Origin of the sequence: Mycobacterium marseillense, assembly GCF_010731675.1 — a bacterium.
GTDB lineage: Bacteria > Actinomycetota > Actinomycetes > Mycobacteriales > Mycobacteriaceae > Mycobacterium > Mycobacterium marseillense.
Genome location: NZ_AP022584.1, coordinates 5052006 through 5071519, shown reverse-complemented (window position 1 = coordinate 5071519; position 19514 = coordinate 5052006). Strand labels below are relative to the sequence as shown.

At 69.2% G+C, this 19514-nt stretch carries 24 protein-coding genes; 11 read left to right on the top strand and 13 right to left on the bottom strand.

Translation table 11 applies throughout. The annotated features are described in order from the left end of the window. Positions 1-44: 44 nt before the first annotated feature. Complete coding sequence (locus G6N26_RS23805) at positions 45-437, bottom strand: (deoxy)nucleoside triphosphate pyrophosphohydrolase (protein ID WP_067172793.1); 393 nt, start codon at positions 435-437, stop codon at positions 45-47. A 182-nt stretch (positions 438-619) separates the two neighbouring features. Between G6N26_RS23805 and G6N26_RS23800 the strand changes: the two genes are divergently transcribed. Both G6N26_RS23800 and G6N26_RS23795 read left to right on the top strand, forming a co-directional pair. After that, positions 620-835, top strand: a complete 216-nt coding sequence (locus tag G6N26_RS23800; protein WP_083016912.1) for a hypothetical protein — start codon at positions 620-622, stop codon at positions 833-835. A 143-nt stretch (positions 836-978) separates the two neighbouring features. Further along, entirely contained in the window at positions 979-1263 is a 285-nt protein-coding gene (locus tag G6N26_RS23795) for a 4a-hydroxytetrahydrobiopterin dehydratase (RefSeq protein WP_067172786.1), read from the top strand. Here G6N26_RS23795 and G6N26_RS23790 read toward each other — a convergent pair. Further along, positions 1260-2528, bottom strand: coding sequence for a mannosyltransferase (locus G6N26_RS23790; protein WP_083016915.1), 1269 nt, complete (start codon positions 2526-2528; stop codon positions 1260-1262). The two genes, G6N26_RS23795 and G6N26_RS23790, sit on opposite strands and share 4 nt — an antisense overlap. A 185-nt stretch (positions 2529-2713) precedes the next feature. Between G6N26_RS23790 and G6N26_RS23785 the strand changes: the two genes are divergently transcribed. After that, positions 2714-3478 carry a hypothetical protein gene (locus G6N26_RS23785; RefSeq protein WP_067172778.1) on the top strand — a complete coding sequence of 255 codons (765 nt, stop codon included), beginning with the start codon at positions 2714-2716 and terminating at the stop codon, positions 3476-3478. A gap of 47 nt (positions 3479-3525) precedes the next feature. Beyond that, a complete protein-coding gene (locus tag G6N26_RS23780) occupies positions 3526-4578 on the top strand; it encodes an Rv1157c family protein (RefSeq protein ID WP_067172775.1) in 1053 nt (350 codons plus the stop codon). A gap of 71 nt (positions 4579-4649) precedes the next feature. Here the strand turns inward: G6N26_RS23780 and G6N26_RS23775 are convergent, their stop codons facing one another. Together G6N26_RS23775 and G6N26_RS23770 are read right to left on the bottom strand one after the other, a co-directional pair. Then, complete coding sequence (locus G6N26_RS23775; RefSeq protein WP_066951537.1) at positions 4650-4796, bottom strand: DUF1059 domain-containing protein; 147 nt, start codon at positions 4794-4796, stop codon at positions 4650-4652. Positions 4797-4824: 28 nt separating this feature from the next. After that, entirely contained in the window at positions 4825-5397 is a 573-nt protein-coding gene (locus tag G6N26_RS23770) for an HhH-GPD-type base excision DNA repair protein (RefSeq protein ID WP_067172771.1), read from the bottom strand. 111 nt (positions 5398-5508) lie between these two features. Here G6N26_RS23770 and G6N26_RS23765 point away from each other — a divergent pair, with 111 nt between their 5' ends. Beyond that, positions 5509-6042: a nuclear transport factor 2 family protein gene (locus G6N26_RS23765; RefSeq protein WP_083016919.1), complete on the top strand. Its 534-nt coding sequence runs from the start codon at positions 5509-5511 to the stop codon at positions 6040-6042. A gap of 34 nt (positions 6043-6076) precedes the next feature. Here G6N26_RS23765 and G6N26_RS23760 read toward each other — a convergent pair whose 3' ends face one another. After that, the gene (locus G6N26_RS23760) at positions 6077-6301 is read right to left on the bottom strand and encodes a DUF5302 domain-containing protein (RefSeq protein ID WP_083016923.1); all 225 of its coding nucleotides are present in this window, start codon (positions 6299-6301) and stop codon (positions 6077-6079) included. A 48-nt stretch (positions 6302-6349) separates the two neighbouring features. Beyond that, the gene (locus G6N26_RS23755) at positions 6350-6793 is read right to left on the bottom strand and encodes a PPOX class F420-dependent oxidoreductase (protein ID WP_083016927.1); all 444 of its coding nucleotides are present in this window, start codon (positions 6791-6793) and stop codon (positions 6350-6352) included. A 75-nt stretch (positions 6794-6868) separates the two neighbouring features. On the opposite strand from G6N26_RS23755, the gene G6N26_RS23750 reads away from it, so the two are divergent. Next, positions 6869-7390 (top strand): DUF1697 domain-containing protein, encoded by a 522-nt coding sequence (locus G6N26_RS23750; RefSeq protein ID WP_083016930.1) that lies wholly within the window; start codon positions 6869-6871, stop codon positions 7388-7390. Positions 7391-7445: 55 nt separating this feature from the next. Here G6N26_RS23750 and G6N26_RS23745 read toward each other — a convergent pair whose 3' ends face one another. Continuing rightward, a complete protein-coding gene (locus G6N26_RS23745; protein ID WP_067172757.1) occupies positions 7446-7811 on the bottom strand; it encodes a GntR family transcriptional regulator in 366 nt (121 codons plus the stop codon). A gap of 37 nt (positions 7812-7848) precedes the next feature. Between G6N26_RS23745 and G6N26_RS23740 the strand changes: the two genes are divergently transcribed. After that, positions 7849-8562, top strand: a complete 714-nt coding sequence (locus G6N26_RS23740) for an SIR2 family NAD-dependent protein deacylase (protein WP_067172754.1) — start codon at positions 7849-7851, stop codon at positions 8560-8562. Between the two features lie 16 nt (positions 8563-8578). Here the strand turns inward: G6N26_RS23740 and G6N26_RS23735 are convergent, their stop codons facing one another. Further along, positions 8579-9211 carry a class I SAM-dependent methyltransferase gene (locus G6N26_RS23735; protein ID WP_083016933.1) on the bottom strand — a complete coding sequence of 211 codons (633 nt, stop codon included), beginning with the start codon at positions 9209-9211 and terminating at the stop codon, positions 8579-8581. Positions 9212-9277: 66 nt separating this feature from the next. Then, positions 9278-11593, bottom strand: coding sequence for an MMPL family transporter (locus G6N26_RS23730; RefSeq protein ID WP_083016936.1), 2316 nt, complete (start codon positions 11591-11593; stop codon positions 9278-9280). A gap of 311 nt (positions 11594-11904) precedes the next feature. Here G6N26_RS23730 and G6N26_RS26380 point away from each other — a divergent pair, with 311 nt between their 5' ends. After that, entirely contained in the window at positions 11905-12027 is a 123-nt protein-coding gene (locus G6N26_RS26380; RefSeq protein WP_095576679.1) for a hypothetical protein, read from the top strand. A 145-nt stretch (positions 12028-12172) separates the two neighbouring features. Here the strand turns inward: G6N26_RS26380 and G6N26_RS23725 are convergent, their stop codons facing one another. Together G6N26_RS23725 and G6N26_RS23720 are read right to left on the bottom strand one after the other, a co-directional pair. Beyond that, a complete protein-coding gene (locus tag G6N26_RS23725; RefSeq protein ID WP_067172743.1) occupies positions 12173-12925 on the bottom strand; it encodes a 3-hydroxyacyl-CoA dehydrogenase in 753 nt (250 codons plus the stop codon). A gap of 49 nt (positions 12926-12974) precedes the next feature. Next, positions 12975-14069, bottom strand: a complete 1095-nt coding sequence (locus G6N26_RS23720) for a CaiB/BaiF CoA transferase family protein (RefSeq protein ID WP_083017067.1) — start codon at positions 14067-14069, stop codon at positions 12975-12977. A 120-nt stretch (positions 14070-14189) separates the two neighbouring features. Between G6N26_RS23720 and G6N26_RS23715 the strand changes: the two genes are divergently transcribed. Further along, positions 14190-15002, top strand: coding sequence for an enoyl-CoA hydratase (locus tag G6N26_RS23715; protein ID WP_067172739.1), 813 nt, complete (start codon positions 14190-14192; stop codon positions 15000-15002). Between the two features lie 95 nt (positions 15003-15097). Further along, positions 15098-16456 carry a DUF2867 domain-containing protein gene (locus G6N26_RS23710; RefSeq protein ID WP_083016940.1) on the top strand — a complete coding sequence of 453 codons (1359 nt, stop codon included), beginning with the start codon at positions 15098-15100 and terminating at the stop codon, positions 16454-16456. Between the two features lies 1 nt (position 16457). On the opposite strand, the gene G6N26_RS23705 is transcribed toward G6N26_RS23710, so the two are convergent. Both G6N26_RS23705 and G6N26_RS23700 read right to left on the bottom strand, forming a co-directional pair. Beyond that, on the bottom strand, positions 16458-17180 hold the full coding sequence (locus G6N26_RS23705) for a CPBP family intramembrane glutamic endopeptidase (RefSeq protein ID WP_083016944.1): 723 nt from the start codon (positions 17178-17180) through the stop codon (positions 16458-16460). Next, entirely contained in the window at positions 17177-18325 is a 1149-nt protein-coding gene (locus G6N26_RS23700) for an NAD(P)H-binding protein (protein WP_083016947.1), read from the bottom strand. The genes G6N26_RS23705 and G6N26_RS23700 overlap by 4 nt, the downstream gene beginning before the upstream one ends. Positions 18326-18416: 91 nt before the next feature. Between G6N26_RS23700 and G6N26_RS23695 the strand changes: the two genes are divergently transcribed. Further along, complete coding sequence (locus tag G6N26_RS23695; RefSeq protein WP_083016951.1) at positions 18417-19499, top strand: type III polyketide synthase; 1083 nt, start codon at positions 18417-18419, stop codon at positions 19497-19499. The last annotated feature ends 15 nt before the right edge of the window (positions 19500-19514 follow it).

Sequence of the window (19514 nt, the reverse complement as noted above, 5' to 3'; positions counted from 1 at the left end):
TGTACATCAGCTGCGGGAAGTCTGTGGACTTGTTACAAGGGTGTTCACAGGACGCCGGCCAGATCCGGCAACCAGCCCCGATCGGCCGGGACCCAGTCGAGATCGTGCAGCTCAGCCGCCGTGATCCAGCGCAAGGCGCGGTGCTCACGCGCGTCCGGACGGCCGCTGAGCAAATGCACCCGGTACGCGCGCAGCGTGATGCCGCCGTCCACCGGGATGTCCGCGCCGAGCCGGTCGCCCACCGCGACGTCGCCCGTCACCAAACCCAACTCCTCGGCCAGCTCGCGGGCCAGCGCGTCGCGCTCGGTCTCGCCGGGTGCGACCTTGCCGCCGGGCAGCTCCCAGCGACCGGCGAGCTCCGGCGGGTGGACGCGCTGTGCCACCAGGACGCGCGCGTCGCAGATGAGGGCGCCGGCGACGACGATCTGGGTCGGCATGGCCTGTGACGGTATACCGTCGGAGCATGGCCGCGTCATCACGCGGCCACGGCTGCGCCCCACCGGGGAAATGCGGCACGTGGGACACCGATGTGGCCGCTGATCCGTAGCGCGCTGTGAAGGCCGGCGCTGTCTGGGTATGCATAGGTCGGCTGACCGTCACTCAGTGAGGAGAAGCACCCATGGCCAACGTTTTCATCGAACCGCGACCCAAAGGCCGCGACGGAGACCCCATCACGCACTACGTCGTTGAAGATCACGCCGACAGCGAGCTCCACCAGAGCCAAACCCAGCAGGAGGCTGTGGACTGGGCGAAACAGCAGGGGCATTCACCCCTCGTTGCCCGCGTCCGCCATCTCAGCGACAAAAAGAAGCCCGACCAGTGGCGGGGAGCCTAGGTCCTTACCCAGGCCCGCTGCCTAGAGCATCCGGGGATTGACTCCGAGTAAGGCGTTCACGAGCGACGTCATGGACGCTGCCCGTGCTTCGCTATCGTAAACTGGCATCTAGCAAGGCTTTTAGAGAAGAATGGTTACGAGTTATGGCTGTGTTAACGGATGAACAGGTAGACGCCGCACTGCCCGATCTGGACGGATGGGAACGTGCCGACGGCGCCCTGCGCCGCTCGATCAAATTCGGAAGCTTCCTGGCCGGCATCGACGCGGTGCGCCGCGTGGCCGAGCACGCGGAAAGCAAGGATCACCACCCGGACATCGATATTCGGTGGCGGACAGTGACTTTCGCTCTCGTCACCCACTCCGAGGGCGGCATCACCCAAAACGACGTCGATATGGCCCGCGACATCAACGGGATCGTCGACAACTAGCGGGAGGGCTCGGCCCGTTCGCCGGGCCTGGCGCCGCTGGCGCGGCTGCCGGTGACCGCGATCCAGATCAGCGTCGCCACCGCCGCCACGGTGTAGATCAGCCCGGCCCAGGCCAGATACCACGGGCGGCTGATCTCCCAGATGGTCGGCTGAGCGAAGCTCAGCAACCACGGCACGCCGATCACGGTGAGCGCCAACCACCCCCAGCCGGCGATCCGCGCGCCGCGCAGCGTGCGCCCGGTGCCGTGGATCGCCCAGATCATCAGCGGCACCAGCCACACCCAGTGGTGGGTCCAGGAAATCGGCGACAGCAGCAGCCCGAACAACTCGACCACGATCAGCCTGCCCAGCTGATCGGAGGCGTCCAGCGCGCGCCAGGCCAGGACGGCCAGCACCGCGGTGACGACGAGGGCGAGGACCAGCGGCGGCCCGAAACCGACGTCGTGGCCCAGGATCCGCGAGATGGCGCCGCGCCAGGACTGATTGAACGACGTGGCGATGGGACCCACCCGGTGGGCGTCGCCGAGCAGGTCGGTGAAGTAGTAGCGGGCCTGATCGCCGACGACCACGGCCGAAATCCCAATGGTGGCAACGAAAACGACCGCCGAGAACACCGCCGCGGCCCACCGCCGGGCCCCGGCCAGGTAGACCCCGGAGATGGCGGGGGTCAACTTGATTCCGGCGGCCGCGCCGACCAGTAGCCCCGACAGCCACCACCGCGTGGTGTAGACCGCCCACAGCACCGCGGTCATGAGCAGCACATTGACCTGGCCGTAGTCGAATGTGCTGCGCAGCGGCTCGATCCAGATGGTGATCGCCGTCCACGCCATCGCGAGTCGGCGGGCGCGCGGGCCGGCCGCCACGCCCGTCAGGCGCTGGCTGATCCGGAGCGCGCCGTACAGCGCGGCGATGGTCGCGAGCTGCCACAGAAACGCGACGAGCCCGAACGGCAGCAGGTGCAGCGGGTAGAAGACGACGGCCGCGAAGGGCGGGTAGGTGAACGGCAGCGGGAAATCCGGAGTCTGGTCGGCGTAGACGTAGCTGTACAGCGTGCCGGGATGATCGAGCGCGGCGGCTCCGCCGAGGTAGACGTGCAGGTCGACGAAGTTCGCGCCGTTGGGAGCCAGGTATGTCCAGGCCAGCCGCGCCGCGACGCTGACGATGAGCAGGATCGGCGCGGCCGCGACGAGGCGATTCGCCAACCGCTGGGTGAGGGGCGCCGCCGGGGCGGCCGAGATGGTGTCTATCCGCCCGACTTTAGCGATCGGAGCATGGGGCGCGGCCCCGTCGGTCCCCGACCTCTATTCAGGGAACGGTATTTCGCGCGTTCGGTCACCGCTCTCACTCGTATCCGTAACGAATAAATAAATGCCACACGTGTCACTTGAGTCCCATCTGCATCAAAGTAACTTCGGCGCCGGGACCTGTAATCGATCAATCAGGGAGAGTCATGCCAACCATCTGGACTTACATGCGTGCAGCCGCCGTCGTGGTCGGTTCGTCCGCAGCACTGTTGACGGGCGGTATCGCCCACGCCGACCCCGTGCCGGCTCCGGCCGTGCCGAACATTCCGCAGCAGCTGATCAGCTCGGCGGCCAACGCACCTCAAATCCTGCAGAACCTCGCGACCGCGCTCGGCGCCACGCCGCCCGCGGCGCCCGCCACGCCGGGCATCAGCTTCCCCGGTGTTCCGGCGGCCGCCTCCCCGGCGTCGGCGGCCACGGCGGGCATCCCGTCGATTCCCGGCCTGACGCCGGCGGCACCCGCCGCTCCCGCGTCATCTCCGGCGGCGCTCCCGTCCATTCCGGGGCTGGCGCAGTCGGCGACGCCCGCCACGCCGGCGTCGCCCTCCGCGGCGAGCGGTATTCCCGGGATGATCCAGGGCCTAACCGGCGCACAGCCGGCGGCCGCGAGCCCGGCCGCCCCGGCCTCCTCGTCGATCCCGGGCCTGCCCGCGATCCCGGGGCTGTCGGCGCCGAGCGCGCCGGCCACGCCGCCCGCACCGCAAATCCCGCAGGCGCAGGTCAACATGCCGGCGATGCCGGCGGGCCTTCCGGTCAGCGTGCCCTCGCAGGTGCGGCTGCCGCAGGATCTGCCGGCGCTGGCTTCGGGCCAGACCCCGGCGGCTCCAGCCGCACCCGCGGCTCCGGCCGCACCCGCGCCGGCTGCCAGCCCGGCCGGTCCGGCAGCGCCGCTGCTTGCCGCCCTGCCTTGAGCAGCGTCGTCATCGCCCTAACCCACCACTGAGAACCGGAGGACACCGTGGCAACCACTTGGAATCTGTCCAAAGGTTTGGCCGCTGTCGTCACGGCATCGGTTGCCGCGCTCGGGCTTTGCCCGGGCGCGGCAGCCGACCCGGCGGCGCCGCAGCCGACACCACAATCCAGCGCGGCTGGGCAGCTGCCGGGTCTGCCTGCCCTGTCGCAGCTCAGCCCGCTCATCCAGCAAGCGGCGGGCGACCCGCAGCAGGCGACACAGCTGCTCATGGCCGCCGCGCAAGCCTTCGCCCACAGCCCGACCGCACCCAGCGAGTCCAAGAACGTGGCGGCGGCGGTCAATCAGTTCGTCCAAGAGCCCGCCGCGCCGGTGCAACACGTTCCCGCGGCCGGCGTGGAACCCGGTCTGCAGTCGCACCTGCCGACCGGCATCGACCCGGCGCACGCGGCGGGTCCCGCACCCGAAGCCACACCCGAGGCGCACCTGCCGGCGAGCGTCGACCCGGCGCACGCGGCCGGACCCGCGCCCGCCGCCGCTCCGGCGCCGGCACCCGCCCAGCCCGCCGCCCAACCCGCGAATGTGCCCGTCGCGGCACCGATTCCGGCGCCACCGGCACCGGAGGCCGCTCCGGCGCCCGCACCCGCGCCGGACGCCGCCCCGACGGCGGCGGCCCCGGGGTTCGGCGCTGACGCGCCACCCACCCAGGACTTCATGTATCCCTCCATCGGCACCAACTGCCTGGCGGATGGCAGCAGCGCTATCGCCACCGCGCTGTCGGTCGCGGGGCCGGCCACGATTCCGCTGCCCGGGCCGGGGCCCGGCCAGACCGCCTATGTGTTCACCGCGGTCGGCACGCCCGGGCCCGCCGAGGTGCAGAAGCTGCCGTTGAACGTCACCTGGGTGAACCTGACCACCGGCAAGTCCGGCACCGTCGCCCTCAAGCCGCGCTCGGACATCAACCCGGACGGGCCGACGACGTTGAGCGCGATCGCCGACACGGGCTCGGGCAGCATCATGTCGACGATCTTCGGGCAGGTCACGACCAAGGAAAAGCAATGCCAGTTCATGCCCACGATCGGCTCGACGGTGGTGCCGTAACAGACCGGCGTCGTCACCGTCTCGCCACCAGCGAACGCGCGTGTCCCCGCACCGGGGTCACGCGCGTTCGCTTAGTACGCCATGAACAGGATCGCGTCGCGGTCGTACTCGAGGCCGGGGTGATCGCTGGCGAGATGAGCCTGGGTCAGTTCGACCAGTTCGTCCTCGTCCTTACCGACAATGGCCTCGCCGCACGGACACGTGATGTGTGTCTTCACGTTGCTGCCCTTCCCTTCTGTACACCGACTACTTCGCCGCTTTGGCTGCCGCCTTCATCTGCTTCTTATAGGCACGCACCGCGCCCATCGACTGGGCGTCGACGATATCGGCGACGGAGATGTGCGTGCCCGACTTGCCGAACTGCCCGGCCGCCGCTCGCCAGCCTTTCGGCGTCACGCCGTATTGCTTGCCCAGCAGCGCCAGAAAGATCTGCGCCTTGACGTCGCCGAAACCGGGCAGGCCCTTGATGCGCCGCAGCAACTCCGCGCCGTCGGGGTCACCCGCGGTCCACAAGCCCGCGGCGTCACCGTCGTAGCGGTCCACGATGATCTGGGCCAGCGTCTGGATGCGTTTGGCCATCGACCCCGGAAAACGGTGTATCGCAGGCCGTTCCGAGCACAGCGCGGCGAACTTGTCCGGGTCGTACTCGGCGATTTCGTGAGCGCCGAAGCCGCCCATGCGGTCCGCGATCTTCTTCGGCCCCGAAAAGGCGGTCTCGAACGGCACCTGCTGATCGAGAACCATCCCGATGAGCAGCGCCAGGGGGTTCTCGTCCAGCAGCGCGTCGGCCTCGGGATCTTGAGCCAGCCACAGTTTCACCGTCAACGACCTTCCTTCCGCTGAACACCCTACGACCGAGACCGCTGCGCGCGACAGCAACCACCGAAACCGCGCCTACGATCAGCACCTTAACCGTCGAGTTATCGTGACGTGGTGGTGGATGAGGCCCGATTAGAGCTGATGCTGGCCCGTGACGAACTGCACGCGCTCGTCACGTCCTACTGCCGGGCCGTCGACCGCGCCGATTATGAAGGCCTGCGGGAGATGTATCACCCCGACGCGACGGACTCGCACGGCTCGTTCTCGACGGGCGGCGTCGAACAGTTCATCGCGCAGTTGCAGGCCGCGGAGCCGTATGTGCGTGTCTCCCAACACAACATCACCAGGACGAATTTCGTGATCGAGGGCCAGCGGGCCCGCGGCGAGATTTACTGCCTGGTGTTTCACACCTTCGCCGGTCCCGAGCACGACGTCGACGTCATCATCGGCGGCCGGTACCTGGACGAGTACACCAAACACGACGGCCGCTGGAAGTTCGGTAAACGCACCATCGTGGCGGACTGGGCCTACCGGAACGACCCGTCCCAAGTGGACTTCGAACATCCCAGCACCCGCGGCAGCCTGCGCGGCAAGCCGGGCCAGGACGACCCCTCGATACCCCTGTTCTCCCCGCCCAGCGGCTAGGCGAATCGGGCCGTCTACCAACGGCTCTCGGGGATCAGCCGCTCTTGCGGCGGAATTCGCGGCGGTTTCCCGCCGCGCCGTGCGCCCGCGACTGCTTGCCGGCGCCGTCTTTGTGGTCGGATCCGTTCGAGGATTTCGCCATCTTGCGGTCGAGGGCTTCGCGGAACCTGCGCTTGGTGTCCTCGTCCGACCCGGGCGATTCAAAAGCCCCCGAAGACTTGGACGACGGTGAACCCTGCCGGGCATTCGATGCGGCCATAGGGGCAGCTTAGTCCCGGTTTCCCCGGCGGGAGTGCAGGCGGCGCGGCTAGCGCATGCCGGGGGGCATGCCGTACAGGTGGGAGATCGGCAACGTCAGCAGCACCCGCCGATCGGTGACCATCGCCTGACGGTATTCGCCCCAATCCGGATGTTCGCCGGCGATGTTGCGGTACAAGGCAATCAACGCCTCCACGGTGCTGTCACCGGGCGCGGCGGCCGGGGGTGTCAGTTCGGCGGTGCCCTCGGCGACGGCGTACGACCACCCGTCGTCGGCGTCGACCAGGATCGACGCCCGGGGGTCCCGGCGCAGGTTGCGAGTTTTGGCGCGCGGCTCGGTGATCGACACCTGGATCGCCATGCTGCGGGGGTCGAAGTGGTAGCTCACGTTCGACAGCTGCGGCCGCCCGTCGCGCTTGATGGTGGCCAGCACCCCGAGGGAATGCCCGCTTATCAAGGCCAGCAGCTTGTCGTCGAAGACTTGGCGTCCCATGACGAAAGCCTACGTCGCGCGCCGCCCGCGCGGCCCGGGATGGCCGTTCCCCGGCCGGGCTGGTGGAATCGGAACATGACCAAGTACGCGGCGTTTCTGCGTGGCGTCAACGTGGGGGGTGTCAATCTCAAGATGGCCGAGGTGGCGGCCGCGCTGACCGATGCGGCCTTCACCGCGGTGCGAACCGTGTTGGCCAGCGGCAACGTCGTGCTGGAGTCATCGGCCGGCGTGGCGGCGGTGCGTAAAAAGGCCGAAGCCGCGTTGCGCGAGCGGTTCGGCTACGACGCCTGGGTGCTCGCCTATGACCTCGGCACCGTGCGCGACGTGGTCGACGCCTATCCGTTCGAGCGCGACGCCAAGGGGTACCAGTCCTACGTCACGTTCGTCGCCGATCAGGCGATGCTCGACGAGCTCGCCGCGCTCGGTAAGGACGCCGGCCCGAGCGAGAGGATCAGCCGCGGCGACGGCGTGGTCTACTGGCAGGTCCCCAAGGGCAGCACCCTGGACAGCACGATCGGCAAGACGATGGGCAAGGCGCGCTACAAGTCGTCGACTACGACGCGCAACCTGCGCACGCTCGACAAGGTGCTGCGCTGAACGGTACTACCACACGAACTGCACGCCAACGCTTTTCGAAGCCCGACGATAGCGCCTACTCGTCGGGCACCGATTCGATGTAGCGCAGGGCGTCGGCCTTGTCCAACCCGAGTCCGCGCGCCACCCGGACGTACTCGCGGGCCGCGGCCGCCATGGCGGCGTCGGTCGGGTCGTAGCGGGCGATGAATGTGCCGAAGCGGCCCCGGGTTTCGATGATGGCGGCGGTCTCCAGCTCGCGGTAGGCACGAGCCACGGTGTTGACCGCGACCCCGAGTTGGCCGGCCAGGTCCCGCACGGTGGGCAGGCGGGTGCCCGGCGGCAGCGCGCCATCGCGGACGCCGTCGATCACCTGCGTCCTGAGCTGGTCGAACAGCGGCTTGCCCGCCTTCACGTCGACCCGCAACCAGTCACCCAACTCCACCCGTTCAGTATCCCCCACCTCCGGCTATCTTGGTGGGATGCGCGTAGCGGTGCTCAGCGGCGCGGGGATCTCCGCGGAAAGCGGTGTGCCGACGTTCCGCGACGACAAGAACGGGTTGTGGGCCCGCTTCGATCCCTACGAGCTGTCCAGCACGCAAGGGTGGCGCGACAACCCTCAGCGCGTCTGGGGCTGGTATCTGTGGCGGCATTACCTCGTGGCCGAGGTGCAACCCAACGCGGGTCATCGCGCCATCGCCGCCTGGCAAGACGATGCACAGGTCACCGTCATCACCCAGAACGTCGATGACCTGCACGAGCGCGCCGGCAGCGACTCCGTCCACCACCTGCACGGGAGCTTGTTCGAATTCCGTTGTGCGCGATGCGCTGTGCCGTACAGCGGCGCGCTGCCGCAGATGCCCGAACCGGCGCTCGAGGTGGAGCCCCCGCAATGTGATTGCGGCGGCCTGATCCGGCCCGACATCGTGTGGTTCGGTGAACAGTTGCCCGACGGGCCGTGGCAGCGCGCGGTCGAGGCGACCGAGTCTGCCGACGTGATGGTGGTGGTCGGGACGTCGGCGATCGTCTATCCGGCGGCCGGGCTCGCGGAGCTGGCGCTGGTGCGCGGCGCCGCCGTCATCGAGGTCAATCCCGAAGTCACGCCGCTATCGGCCAACGCCACCCTCAGCATCCGCGAGTCGGCCAGCCAGGCGTTGCCCGGACTGCTGCAGCGGCTGCCCGCTCTGCTGAAGTAAGCGGGCCGGCCCCTACTCAGGCGGGCCGGCGCGCGCGGCCCAGCAGCAGCTCGGACACCGGCATCGGCGCCCAGGCCGGCAGCGTCCACTCCCGCCGCGAGGTGTCGACTTCGAATCCCGCCTCGATGATCGAGCGTTCGGTGTCGCGATGGGTGTGGCAGTTGCCAAACAGCCGGGGCCACAACGTCGCATCGACGAAACGCTGAAAGCGGCCCCGCGCACCGGCACTGGCGATGTGCTCGAGGTAGCGCAGTTCCCCGCCCGGCCGCAGCAACGAGTACAGGCGCCCCAGCACGGCCCCGGGGTCACGCACCGAGCACAGCACCAGCGAGCACACCACCGCGTCGAACGGCTCGGAGCCGCTGAGGCTTTCGGCCGTCTCGCCGGAAACGATCACGCGGGCGGGCGCGGCGTCGGCCGCGGCGCGGGCCCGCGCCGCCAGCCGCGGTTCGGGCTCCACCGCGATCACCTCGTCCACCGACGCCGGGTAGTGCGGAAAGTTCGTCCCGATCCCCGCGCCGACTTCCAGCACCCGGCCGGACAAGCCGGCCAAGTTCTCCCGTCGCAGCACCCGGATCGACTCGGCTTCATGGCTGGCGACGACGGGCCAGACGCGCGCGAAGAAGGGATTGTCGACCACCGTTGTCATACGTGCGTGAACCTTCCGACTCGGATGACGCCCACAATAGGGTTCGACGACACGATGGATCGGCCGTTAACCGATATTGGGCACCGGCTCGGCGAGCGCTGCCCCGGGAACCGGCCCCGGGATCGGCTCGCGGCGCGCCGGTTCCGCCCCTTCGCTGATGCCGAACCGATCGTGCAGCCACGCCAGGGGCTTCGGCGCCCACCAATTCCAGCGGCCCATCACGTGCATGAAGGCCGGGACGACCACCATCCGCACCAGGGTGGCGTCGGCGAACACGGCCAGCACCAGGCCCAGCCCGAACATCCGCATGAACGAGACGTGGGCGGCGATCAGCGCGGCAAACGACATCGACATCACCAACGCGGCCGCGGTGATCACCCGGCCGGTGCGGGCGACACCGAGGGCCACGCTCTCGTCGTTGGCGGCGTGGGCCTGCTTCGGGGACGGCGTGGCGGGCCGGGCGGCGCCGGACGCCAGCCAGTACTCCCGGATCCGGGAGAGCAGGAACACCTCGTAGTCCATCGACAGCCCGAAGGCGATGCAGAACAGCAACACCGGCATGTTGGCCACCAGCGTCCCGCTCGGCGTGGTGCCGAGCGCACCGAGATGGCCGTCCTGGAAGATCCACACCAGCGCGCCGAAGGCCGCGGTCAGCGACAGGAAGTTGCACGCGAGCGCCTTCACCGGTAGCAGCACGCTGCCGGTCAGCAGGAACAGCAGCACGAAGGTGATCGCGGCCATCAGCCCGAGGACCAGCGGGAGCCGTTCGGTCACCGCGTCGACGCTGTCACGGTTGACCTGCGCCACCCCGCCCATCTCGACGGCCCGGCCGGCCGGGCCGGGAACGCCGTGCAACCGCGCGAGCTGGGCGTCGTTCGCCGCGGAGAACAGCGGCGCCGTACTGCTGACGGTCAGGAAGGCGCTGCCCTGGGCCAGCCCTGTCGCCCCGGACGGCGGCCCCACCCGGTTTCCGGCCGTGAAGGTGCCCCCGGGCGCGGAGACCGCCGCGACGTCGGGCACCCGCGAGAGGTCGGCGGCGTAGGTGTCGAAGTCCCCCGGGTTCAGGCCGGAGGCATCGGGGATGACGACGGGCACCGATGTCGCGGAGTCGTCGGCGAAGTCGCTGCGCAACCGGTCCCCGACCTGATGTGCCGACGCCGAGCGCGGAAGCACCCGGTCGTCCGGGAACCCCCACTTCACCGAGAAGAACGGCAGCCCGAGCAGCAGGAGCAGGCCCACGACGGCCAGCCCGATCGGCGCCCAGCGGCGCATCACGAACTTGCTCGACCGATACCAGAACTGTTGCTCGACGGGCTTGCGCGCCGGTTCGGGCCGCCGGAGCGTTCGCCGCAAGAGCCGCCGCACATTGAACGCGTCCAGCCGGTCGCCCAGCAGCACGATCGCCGCGGGGGTGATCACGATCGAGGCGGTGGCGACGAAGGCGACGGTGGCCACCCCGGCGTAGGCGAACGACTTGAGGAAGTACATCGGGAAGGCCACCGTCGCCGACATCGACAGCGCCACGGTGACCGCGGAGAACAGCACCGTGCGCCCGGAGGTGGCCATCGTCCGGATGAGCGCCTCGTCGCGGTCGTGGCCGTCGGCCAGTTCGTCGCGGTAGCGGCTGACGATGAGCAGCGTGTAGTCGATGGCCAGCGCCAGGCCCAGGGCGGTGCTGAGGTTGAGGGCGAAGATCGACACCTCGGTGGTGAAGGTGACTAGCCGCAACACCGACATCGAACCGACGACGGCCAGCGCACCCAGCGCCATCGGCAGCGCGGCGGCCAGCAACCCGCCGAACACCCAGATCAGCACCAGGAAGCTCAGCGGCAGCGCGATCATCTCCATGACCAGCAGGTCGTCCTGGTTCTGCTTGTTGATCTGCGCGTACTGCATGGCCGCGCCGCCGGCGCGGACGGTGACACCGTCCCGGTCGTGGACGAACTGGTCCGCCAGGGTCTGGGCGTTGTTTTGAACGAAGTTTTCGCCGCCCTTGAGGTTGACCACGATGAGTCCCGACTTGCCGTCGCGGCTCACCAGGTCGCGCGGCGCCGTTCCGGTCCACGGCGAGGACGCGTTGTAGACCAGCGGGGACCGTTGCAGTTGGCCAACGAGGTCGGTGCCCACCGCGCGGGCTTGTTCGCTGTTGGTACCGCCGGGGGCCGTCACCAGGATCAGCATCTGCTGACCGCTCTGACCGAACTTGTCGGTCAACACGTCGATGGCGCGGGCGGACTCCGAGTCCGGATCCTGGAAGCCGCCGGGAGACAAGCTTTTGGCGACGGGAATGCCGAAGACGGCGGCGGCGATGAAAACCAGCACGCCTATCGCGATGATCCGGCGCGGCGCCGCGATCGCGACTCGGGCGATTTTCTGCAGCATGGTGAGCCCTTCCGCTGCCGGTGCCCCGTTGCGCTGGCCGCTGGCTAGTCCGCGACAACGTAACAAACGCTAATGTCCACGCGTCGAACAGTGTTGTCCTTAAGCACGCAGGAGGGCGGGCGCACCGTTCAATGCCGAGTTTTTAAACCCGGCACACGGTAAGAGTCCGGCCAGAAAAATGTGTCGCAACTAAGCAGCTCAGGAGACAAATTCCAGCGGAAATGGCGGCCACCCTACCCGCGGGTAAATTGCCACCATTTTCCGAATCGTGACTCAAAGTTTCCTTAAAGGTGGCCCATACGCTCAGTGTCATGTGGATCGACGACGCAAGTGCCGATGTCATCAAGGTCGACTTCGAGGCTCTCTACCACGGCGACGTGCTGGTGGAAGGCGAGACCTCGGAGCAGTTCGACGAACTGCAAGCGGCGAGCTGAGCCAGACCATGAGCATGCTCGCACGGCTGTTAATGGCCGAACCCTCCGTCAGTCGGTGGTTCCGCAAGTAACCATCGATCGTGGTCATCACGAAAGCCCCCCGCCGACGCGGGGGGCTTTCGTGTTGTCGAGCGACGGTACGCCCCTAGCGGGGCGCCATCCGAATGGCGCCATCGAGGCGGATGACCTCGCCGTTGAGCATCGGGTTCTCGACGATGTGGACGGCCAGCGCGCCGTACTCGTCGGGGTCGCCCAGCCGGGCCGGGTGCGGCACCTGCTTGCCCAGCGAGGCCTGCGCCTCTTCGGGCAGCGAGCCCAGCAGCGGGGTCTTGAACAGCCCGGGCGCGATGGTCACCACGCGGATCAGTTCGCGCGACAGGTCGCGGGCGATCGGCAGCGTCATGCCGACGACGCCGCCCTTGGACGCCGAGTAAGCGGCCTGGCCGATCTGGCCCTCGAACGCGGCGACCGAGGCGGTGTTGATGATGACGCCTCGCTCCTCCCCGATGGCTTCGGTCTTGGCGATACGCTCGGCGGCTAACCGCAGCACGTTGAAGGTGCCGATCAGGTTGACGCCGATGACCTTCTTGAAGCCGTCCAGCGGGAACGGGCCGTCCTTCGACAGCGTCTTGATGGCGTTGCCGATGCCGGCGCAGTTGACGTTGATGCGCAGCGTGCCCATGGACTCCGCGGCGTCCAGCGCCTTGCCGACGGCGGCCTCGTCGGTGACGTCGGCCTCGACGAAGCGGGCGCGGTCGCCCAGTTCGCGGACGGCTTCCTCGCCGCGCAGGTCGATCACGACCACCTGGGCGCCGCGGTCGAGCAGCCGCTTGGTGGTGGCCAGGCCCAGGCCTGAGGCGCCCCCGGTGACGACGGCGACGGCGTCTTTGATCTCCATGCGAGTCCTTCCCTGATCTCCTCGAATCCAGCCAACTGGTTGGTTGGGACTATACCCAGTCCTTGAGGACGGCTTCGGCGTCGGCCACCGGCGCCGCGGGACGCGGCATCTCCGGCGCAGTGCGGGAGAACCGCGGCGCCGGCAGCGGCTGCAGGCCTCCGTCGACCTCGTAGAAGGTGTTGCGCTCGGTGATGTGCGGCTCGGTCTGCACCTCGCCGAACGCCAGGATCGGCGTCACGCACGCGTCGGAGTCGGCGAACACCTTGGCCCAGTGGTCGCGGTCCTGGCTGGCGAACTTCTCGGTGAGCACCGCGCGCAGTTCGGGCCAGCGGCCGACGTCGTTCTGCCCGGGCAGGTCCGCGCCGTCCAGGCCCAACCCGGTCAGCATGGCGGCGTAGAACTGCGGCTCGATGGCGCCGACCGCGACGTAGCGGCCGTCGGCGCATTCGTAGGTGTCGTAGTAGGGGGCGCCGCCGTCGAGCAGGTTGGTGCCACGCGCGTCGGTCCACATGCCCGACGAACGCATCTGCCACATCATCTGGACGAGCACGCTCGAGCCGTCCACCATCGCCGCGTCGACGACCTGCCCCTTGCCGGAGGTCTGCCGCTCCCACAGCGCGGACAGGATGCCCAGCAGCAAAAACATCGAGCCGCCGCCGAAGTCCCCGACGAGGTTCAGCGGTGGGACGGGCCGTTCGTTCGCCCGGCCGATGGAATGCAGGATGCCGTTGAGCGAGATGTAGTTGATGTCGTGGCCGGCCTGCTGGCTGCGCGGGCCGGTCTGGCCCCAGCCGGTCATCCGGGCGTAGACCAGCCGGTCATTGACCTTCGCGCAGTCTTCGGGCCCGAGGCCGAGGCGCTCGGTGACACCCGGGCGGTAGCCCTCGATCAGCACGTCGGCCTTGGCGATCAGTTTGAGGACGAGGTCGCGACCGTCGTCGGATTTCAGATCGGCGGTCACCACGCGGCGGTTGCGCATCATCGCGTCCTTGGCTGCACCTCCGCCGCCGGCCGCGGCAGAAGAGGAGGGCCGGTCGATGCGCACCACGTCGGCACCCAGATCCCCCAGGATCATCGCGGCGTGGGGGCCCGGCCCGATGCCGGCCAACTCGACAACACGCAGCCCGTTCAACGGTCCAGCCATGATCCACCGACCTTTCGTCCGCTCTGACGCCTTGGACCGTTCGTGCTCAAACAACCGGTCGTTCGACATCTTCGCAGCCGTGCCCGTGGCGCGCGCAGCCCGGTCACTTATGGTGAGCCCATGCCTTCATCCGCGATCGCCACCCTCGCCCCCGTCGCAGGCCTCGACGTCACGCTGTCCGGCGGCGTGTTCTCGGTGACCATCAATCGGCCCGACAGCCTGAATTCGCTGACCATTCCGGTGATCACCGGAATCGCCGACGCGATGGAGTACGCCGCGACCGACCCCGAGGTCAAGGTGGTGCGGCTCGGCGGCGCCGGACGCGGCTTCAGCTCGGGCGCGGGCATCAGCGCCGACGACGTCTCCGACGGCGGTGGTGTCCCGCCGGACGAGATCATCCTCGAGATCAACCGGCTGGTGCGCGCGATCGCCGCGCTGCCCCACCCGGTGGTCGCGGTCGTCCAGGGGCCCGCGGCCGGGGTCGGCGTTTCCATCGCCTTGGCCTGTGACGTCGTATTGGCTTCGGAGAGCGCGTTTTTCATGCTCGCCTTCACCAAGATCGGATTGATGCCCGACGGCGGCGCGTCGGCGTTGATCGCGGCCGCGATCGGCCGGATCCGGGCCATGCAGATGGCGTTGCTTCCCGAACGGTTGACCGCCGCCGACGCGCTGTCCTGGGGGCTGGTCACCGCGGTCTACCCGCCCGACGACTTCGACGCCGAGGTGGACAAGGTGATCGCACGGTTGTTGGGCGGCCCGGCTGTTGCGTTCGCCAAGACCAAGCTGGCGATCAACGCGGCCACGCTCACCGCATTGGATCCGGCCCTGCAGCGGGAGTTCGACGGGCAGTCGGTGCTGTTGAAGTCCCCGGACTTCGTCGAGGGCGCCACGGCCTTCCAGCAGCGCCGCACGCCGAACTTCACCGATCGCTGAATATCGTTGCGCCGACGCGGCGCAACGCTTGAGTCCGCGCCGATGCGGTAATCCTCCTCGTCAGAGAACAACGGCTGATGAGCGACGGAGGAGCGATGCCCGAACAGGTGCGGTGCCTGGTGACCGGTGCGACCGGCTACATCGGCGGGCGCCTGGTCCCCCGCCTGCTGGACGAGGGACATCACGTTCGGGCGTTGGCGCGCGACCCCGACAAGCTGGCGGGGGTGCCGTGGCGGCAACAAGTGGAGGTGGCGCGCGGCGACCTCGGTGACGTCGATTCGCTGATCGCCGCGTTCGACGGAATCGACGTGGTGTACTACCTGGTCCACTCGATGGGAACATCGAAGGATTTCGCCGCCGAGGAGACCCGCGCCGCCGGCAATGTCGTGACGGCCGCGCGGCGTTCCGGGGTGCGGCGGGTGGTCTACCTGAGTGGACTGCATCCCGAAAACACCGATCTCTCACCGCATCTCGCGTCACGCAGAGCCGTCGGCGAGGCGCTCATCGACTCGGGCATCGAGACCGTTGTCTTGCAGGCCGGGGTGGTCATCGGCTCGGGATCCGCGTCGTTCGAAATGATCCGGCACCTCACCGACCGGTTGCCGGTGATGACCACGCCGAAGTGGGTGCACAACCGGATCCAGCCGATCGCGGTGCGCGACGTGCTGCACTACCTGGCGGCGGCGGCGACCGCGCCGGTCCCGAAGTCACGGACCTGGGACATCGGTGGTCCCGACGTGTTGGAGTACGGCGACATGATGCGGGTCTACGCCGAGGTCGCGGGTCTGGGCACCCGCTATCTGTACGTGCTGCCGTTTCTGACGCCGGCGATCGCCAGCCTCTGGGTGGGTCTGGTGACCCCGATCCCGTCCGGCCTGGCGCGGCCGCTGGTCGAGTCGCTGGAATGCGATGCGGTGACGGGCGATTCCGATATCGACGACATCATCGCGCCGCCACCGGGCGGGCTCACCGGATACCGCCGCGCGGTCGAGTTGGCGCTGCAGCGCGCCGCGCGCGGTCTCCCCGACGCCAGCTGGTCCTCGCTGCGGTCCGAGCCGGCCGAGCCGTTGCCCAGCGACCCCGCCTGGGCCGGCGAGATCGTCTACACCCGCGTGCGGACCGCGACCGCCGCCGCCGGGCCCGGCGACGTGTGGTCGGCGGCCCGCGCCGCGACCGCCGCCCGGCGGTGGCGGCGCCGCCTACCGCTCAACGGCTGGACCGTCGAGGACAGCGATCCCGGTGTCACGCTGCGGCTGCATTCGGCGTCGCACCCGGCGGGCCGGGCGTGGCTGGAGATCACGGTCCGACCGCTCGACGGCGGCGGCAGCCGGTACACGCAGCGGGTGATCTTCGTGCCGAGCGGCGTCGCGGGCCGGGTGTACCGGCTCACGGTATGGCCGCTGCGCGTCGCGGCGCTGCGGACCCTGGCGCGCGAGGTCGTCGCGTCGGCCTGACTCAGACCCCAAACATCGGCGGCAAGACCAGCACCATGATCAGTCCCCAGCCGACGTGGGTCAGCACCGGCGCCAGCACGCCGCCGCTGGCGCGGCGCTCCAGCGCGCACACCGTGCCCAGGATGATCGCGGCGAATCCCAGCATGGGGTTGCCGCTGGCCATGGTCGCGGCGGTGTACAGCAGCGTGGAGATCAGCACCGGGTGGTATCGGCCCAGCGCCGTGTAGAGCGCGCCGCGAAAGAACAGCTCCTCGGCGACGCCGTTGATCACCGTAATCAGCACGACCAGCAGATACGAGCCCTGATGCGCGAAGAGCAGCACCCGGGTGATCAGGTCGGAGACGGCCGGGATCTCCCGGGCGATCAGCCCGCCTACGACGAACGCGCCCCCGACCAGGAGGCCGACGGTGGTTCCCGTGATGACCGGCCGCTGGTTGCGGCCGCGCCAGCAGATGCCGCCCAGGTGCAGCGGCCCGGAGACCAGCGCACCGGCGGTCCACACCGCCGCGAGCGCCAGCGTCAGCCAGTAGAAGCTGGTCTCCCCGGGATGGCGCCGCAACGAGTAACCCAGCACCACCGCGCCGACCACCAGTGTGATCGCCACGACGACGCGCCGCCGCCGCACGACGGACGGCGGTTCGTGATGCGGCACAGCAACATTGGTGACCGCGCGGCGCAACTCGGCGTAGACGCTGCTGTGGTACGGGGTCGTTGACTGGCTCATGCGGGGCGCACCTTCGGGGTCAGGGCGATCAGGATGTCGAGGCCGGCGCGAAGCGCTCCGGCAACCGGGCCGGGGACCATGTTCACCAGCCCCAGGGTCGGCCGCGCGATGGAGGGGGTGACGCGCTGGGCGAGTTGGCGGATGCGTCGCGCATCGCCACCGGCCCAGGCGGCGTCGGTGTTGGCGAGGTCGTGCGGGTCGGCCAGGGCGTTGACCGGGCGCGGCCGCTGATGGGACCGGCCGCGCAGCGCCAGCGCGATGGCGTCGTCGATGCCGAGTAGGCCGCCGGGCGGATCGGGTACCCGCTCGCGCAGGTCGCTGACAGACGCCACCATCGGGTGGTCCAGCGACTCGACCAGGTCCCCGGCCAGTCCAGGGGGCACCGGCAGGGCGACGCCGGTGATCAGCGACGCCAGCCCGGTGTCGACCCTGCCGACCGACAAGCCGGTATGCCAGCGCCCCGAGATGCGGGCATAGGTCTTGAGCAGCCGCCGATACGACGTGGTATCGGGCCCGGAGATGTCGTAGGCGCCCGCGGGCACCTGGTCGCGATCGGCCGCGGCGACGAGATAGTGCAGGACGTCACGGATGGAGATCGGGTCGATCGGGTTGTCCATCCAGCTCGGTATCGGGATGACCGGGAAGCGGTCCCCCACGTAGCGCATCATCTCGAACGACGTCGAGCCGGCGCCGATGATCATCGCCGCGCCGAGCCACACCAGCTCCGGGCCATCCGGGACGGTGAGCGCCTCGGCCACCTCGGCCCGGCTGGTCAGGTGCTCGGATAACGCCTCGTCGGCGGGCACGAAGCCGCCCAGGTACACGATGCGGCGCACCCCGGCGTCGCGGGCCGCGGTGGCGAGGTTGGCGGCCGCGGACTTGTCCGCGTCGCGGAATCCGGGCTGACCGATGGCGTGCACCAGGTAATACACCACGTCAATGGGGTCGCAGCCGGCGAAGGCCACTCGCAGCGACGCCGGGTCGGCGGCGTCGAGGGTCACCGGGGTGATGTTGTCGAACCAGCCGAAGCGCTTGAGCCGCAACGGGTTTCGCGTCGCGGCCACCACCTGGTGCTGGTTTTCCAGCAGCGCCGTGACCAGTCGTGATCCCACATAGCCGGTGGCACCGGTGACCAGAACCCGCATACCCCGACCCTAGCCCGACCATCTGGGTCATGACCCGCGCGACGCAAAGACCGATTTGAACCGGTGCGGCCACGGCACCGTGTCCGGGTGCATGAAGAAGTTCACTGGGGGCACCGCGGACGTCGCGGTGAAATATCCATCCATCACCGGCGTGGCGGTGAAGTTCCCGCCCAATCGCTACACGCAACACGAGGCCATCCGCGCGCTGACCGACATCGCCGGGCCCGATTTCCGCCGTTTCGGCCGCAGCAGCGGCGTCGAGTTCCGCAACACGGCCTTGCGGCTGCCCCGCTACCGCGAGCTGAGCGGCTTCACCGAGGCCAACGACGCCTACCTCGACGTCGCGCTCGACCTCGGCGAGCAGGCACTTCTGGCGGCCCTGGACGAGGCCAAGGTCAAACCGTCGGAGCTCGACATCGTGTTTTCGACGACGGTCACCGGCCTCGCCGTACCGACGCTGGAGGCGCGCTTGGCGACGCGGGTCGGGCTGCGGCCCGACGTCAAACGCGTCCCGCTGTTCGGGCTGGGCTGTGTGGCGGGCGCGGCCGGAGTGGCGCGCATGCACGATTATCTGCGCGCCTTCCCCGACCACACCGCCGCGCTGCTCGCGGTCGAACTGTGCTCGCTGACCATCCAGCGCGACGACGCGTCGGTCGCCAACCTGGTCGCCACCAGCCTTTTCGGCGACGGCGCGGCCGTGGTGATCAGCGAGGGCGCCCGCCGCGCCGGCCCCGAGCACGCCGGGCCTCGGGTGCTGGCCACCCGGAGCCGGATCTATCCCGACACCGAAGACGTCATGGGCTGGAAGATCGGCGGCGACGGATTCCGCATCGTGCTCTCCGCCGACATCGCCACCATCGCCGAAAAATACCTGGGCGACGACGTCCGCGACTTCCTCGCCGACTACGGTCTGCACCCCCACGACGTGACGACCTGGGTGTGTCACCCGGGCGGGCCCCGGGTGATCGAGGCCGTCGAGAACGGGTTGGACCTGCCCGCGGACGCCCTCGACCGCACCCGAAAGTCGTTGCGCGAGAACGGCAATCTGTCGTCGGTGTCGGTGCTCGACGTGCTCGCGGCCAACATGGCCGAGCCGCCGGCGCCGGGTTCGATCGGCCTGATGATCGCAATGGGCCCGGCGTTCTGCTCCGAGCTGGTGCTGCTGGCCTGGTAGGGCTGGTAAAGACTG

Excerpts from the sequence above, each read along its gene's own strand:
- G6N26_RS23800 (WP_083016912.1), top strand. The coding sequence starts at position 620 with ATGGCCAACGTTTTCATCGAACCGCGACCCAAAGGCCGCGACGGAGAC.
- G6N26_RS23785 (WP_067172778.1), top strand. The coding sequence starts at position 2,714 with ATGCCAACCATCTGGACTTACATGCGTGCAGCCGCCGTCGTGGTCGGT.
- G6N26_RS23705 (WP_083016944.1), bottom strand. The coding sequence starts at position 17,180 with ATGAGCCAGTCAACGACCCCGTACCACAGCAGCGTCTACGCCGAGTTG.
- G6N26_RS23710 (WP_083016940.1), top strand. The coding sequence starts at position 15,098 with ATGCCCGAACAGGTGCGGTGCCTGGTGACCGGTGCGACCGGCTACATC.
- G6N26_RS23805 (WP_067172793.1), bottom strand. The coding sequence starts at position 437 with ATGCCGACCCAGATCGTCGTCGCCGGCGCCCTCATCTGCGACGCGCGC.
- G6N26_RS23755 (WP_083016927.1), bottom strand. The coding sequence starts at position 6,793 with ATGGGACGCCAAGTCTTCGACGACAAGCTGCTGGCCTTGATAAGCGGG.
- G6N26_RS23740 (WP_067172754.1), top strand. The coding sequence starts at position 7,849 with ATGCGCGTAGCGGTGCTCAGCGGCGCGGGGATCTCCGCGGAAAGCGGT.
- G6N26_RS26380 (WP_095576679.1), top strand. The coding sequence starts at position 11,905 with ATGTGGATCGACGACGCAAGTGCCGATGTCATCAAGGTCGACTTCGAG.
- G6N26_RS23720 (WP_083017067.1), bottom strand. The coding sequence starts at position 14,069 with ATGGCTGGACCGTTGAACGGGCTGCGTGTTGTCGAGTTGGCCGGCATC.
- G6N26_RS23730 (WP_083016936.1), bottom strand. The coding sequence starts at position 11,593 with ATGCTGCAGAAAATCGCCCGAGTCGCGATCGCGGCGCCGCGCCGGATC.
- G6N26_RS23795 (WP_067172786.1), top strand. The coding sequence starts at position 979 with ATGGCTGTGTTAACGGATGAACAGGTAGACGCCGCACTGCCCGATCTG.
- G6N26_RS23760 (WP_083016923.1), bottom strand. The coding sequence starts at position 6,301 with ATGGCCGCATCGAATGCCCGGCAGGGTTCACCGTCGTCCAAGTCTTCG.
- G6N26_RS23725 (WP_067172743.1), bottom strand. The coding sequence starts at position 12,925 with ATGGAGATCAAAGACGCCGTCGCCGTCGTCACCGGGGGCGCCTCAGGC.
- G6N26_RS23700 (WP_083016947.1), bottom strand. The coding sequence starts at position 18,325 with ATGCGGGTTCTGGTCACCGGTGCCACCGGCTATGTGGGATCACGACTG.
- G6N26_RS23750 (WP_083016930.1), top strand. The coding sequence starts at position 6,869 with ATGACCAAGTACGCGGCGTTTCTGCGTGGCGTCAACGTGGGGGGTGTC.
- G6N26_RS23715 (WP_067172739.1), top strand. The coding sequence starts at position 14,190 with ATGCCTTCATCCGCGATCGCCACCCTCGCCCCCGTCGCAGGCCTCGAC.
- G6N26_RS23735 (WP_083016933.1), bottom strand. The coding sequence starts at position 9,211 with ATGACAACGGTGGTCGACAATCCCTTCTTCGCGCGCGTCTGGCCCGTC.
- G6N26_RS23695 (WP_083016951.1), top strand. The coding sequence starts at position 18,417 with ATGAAGAAGTTCACTGGGGGCACCGCGGACGTCGCGGTGAAATATCCA.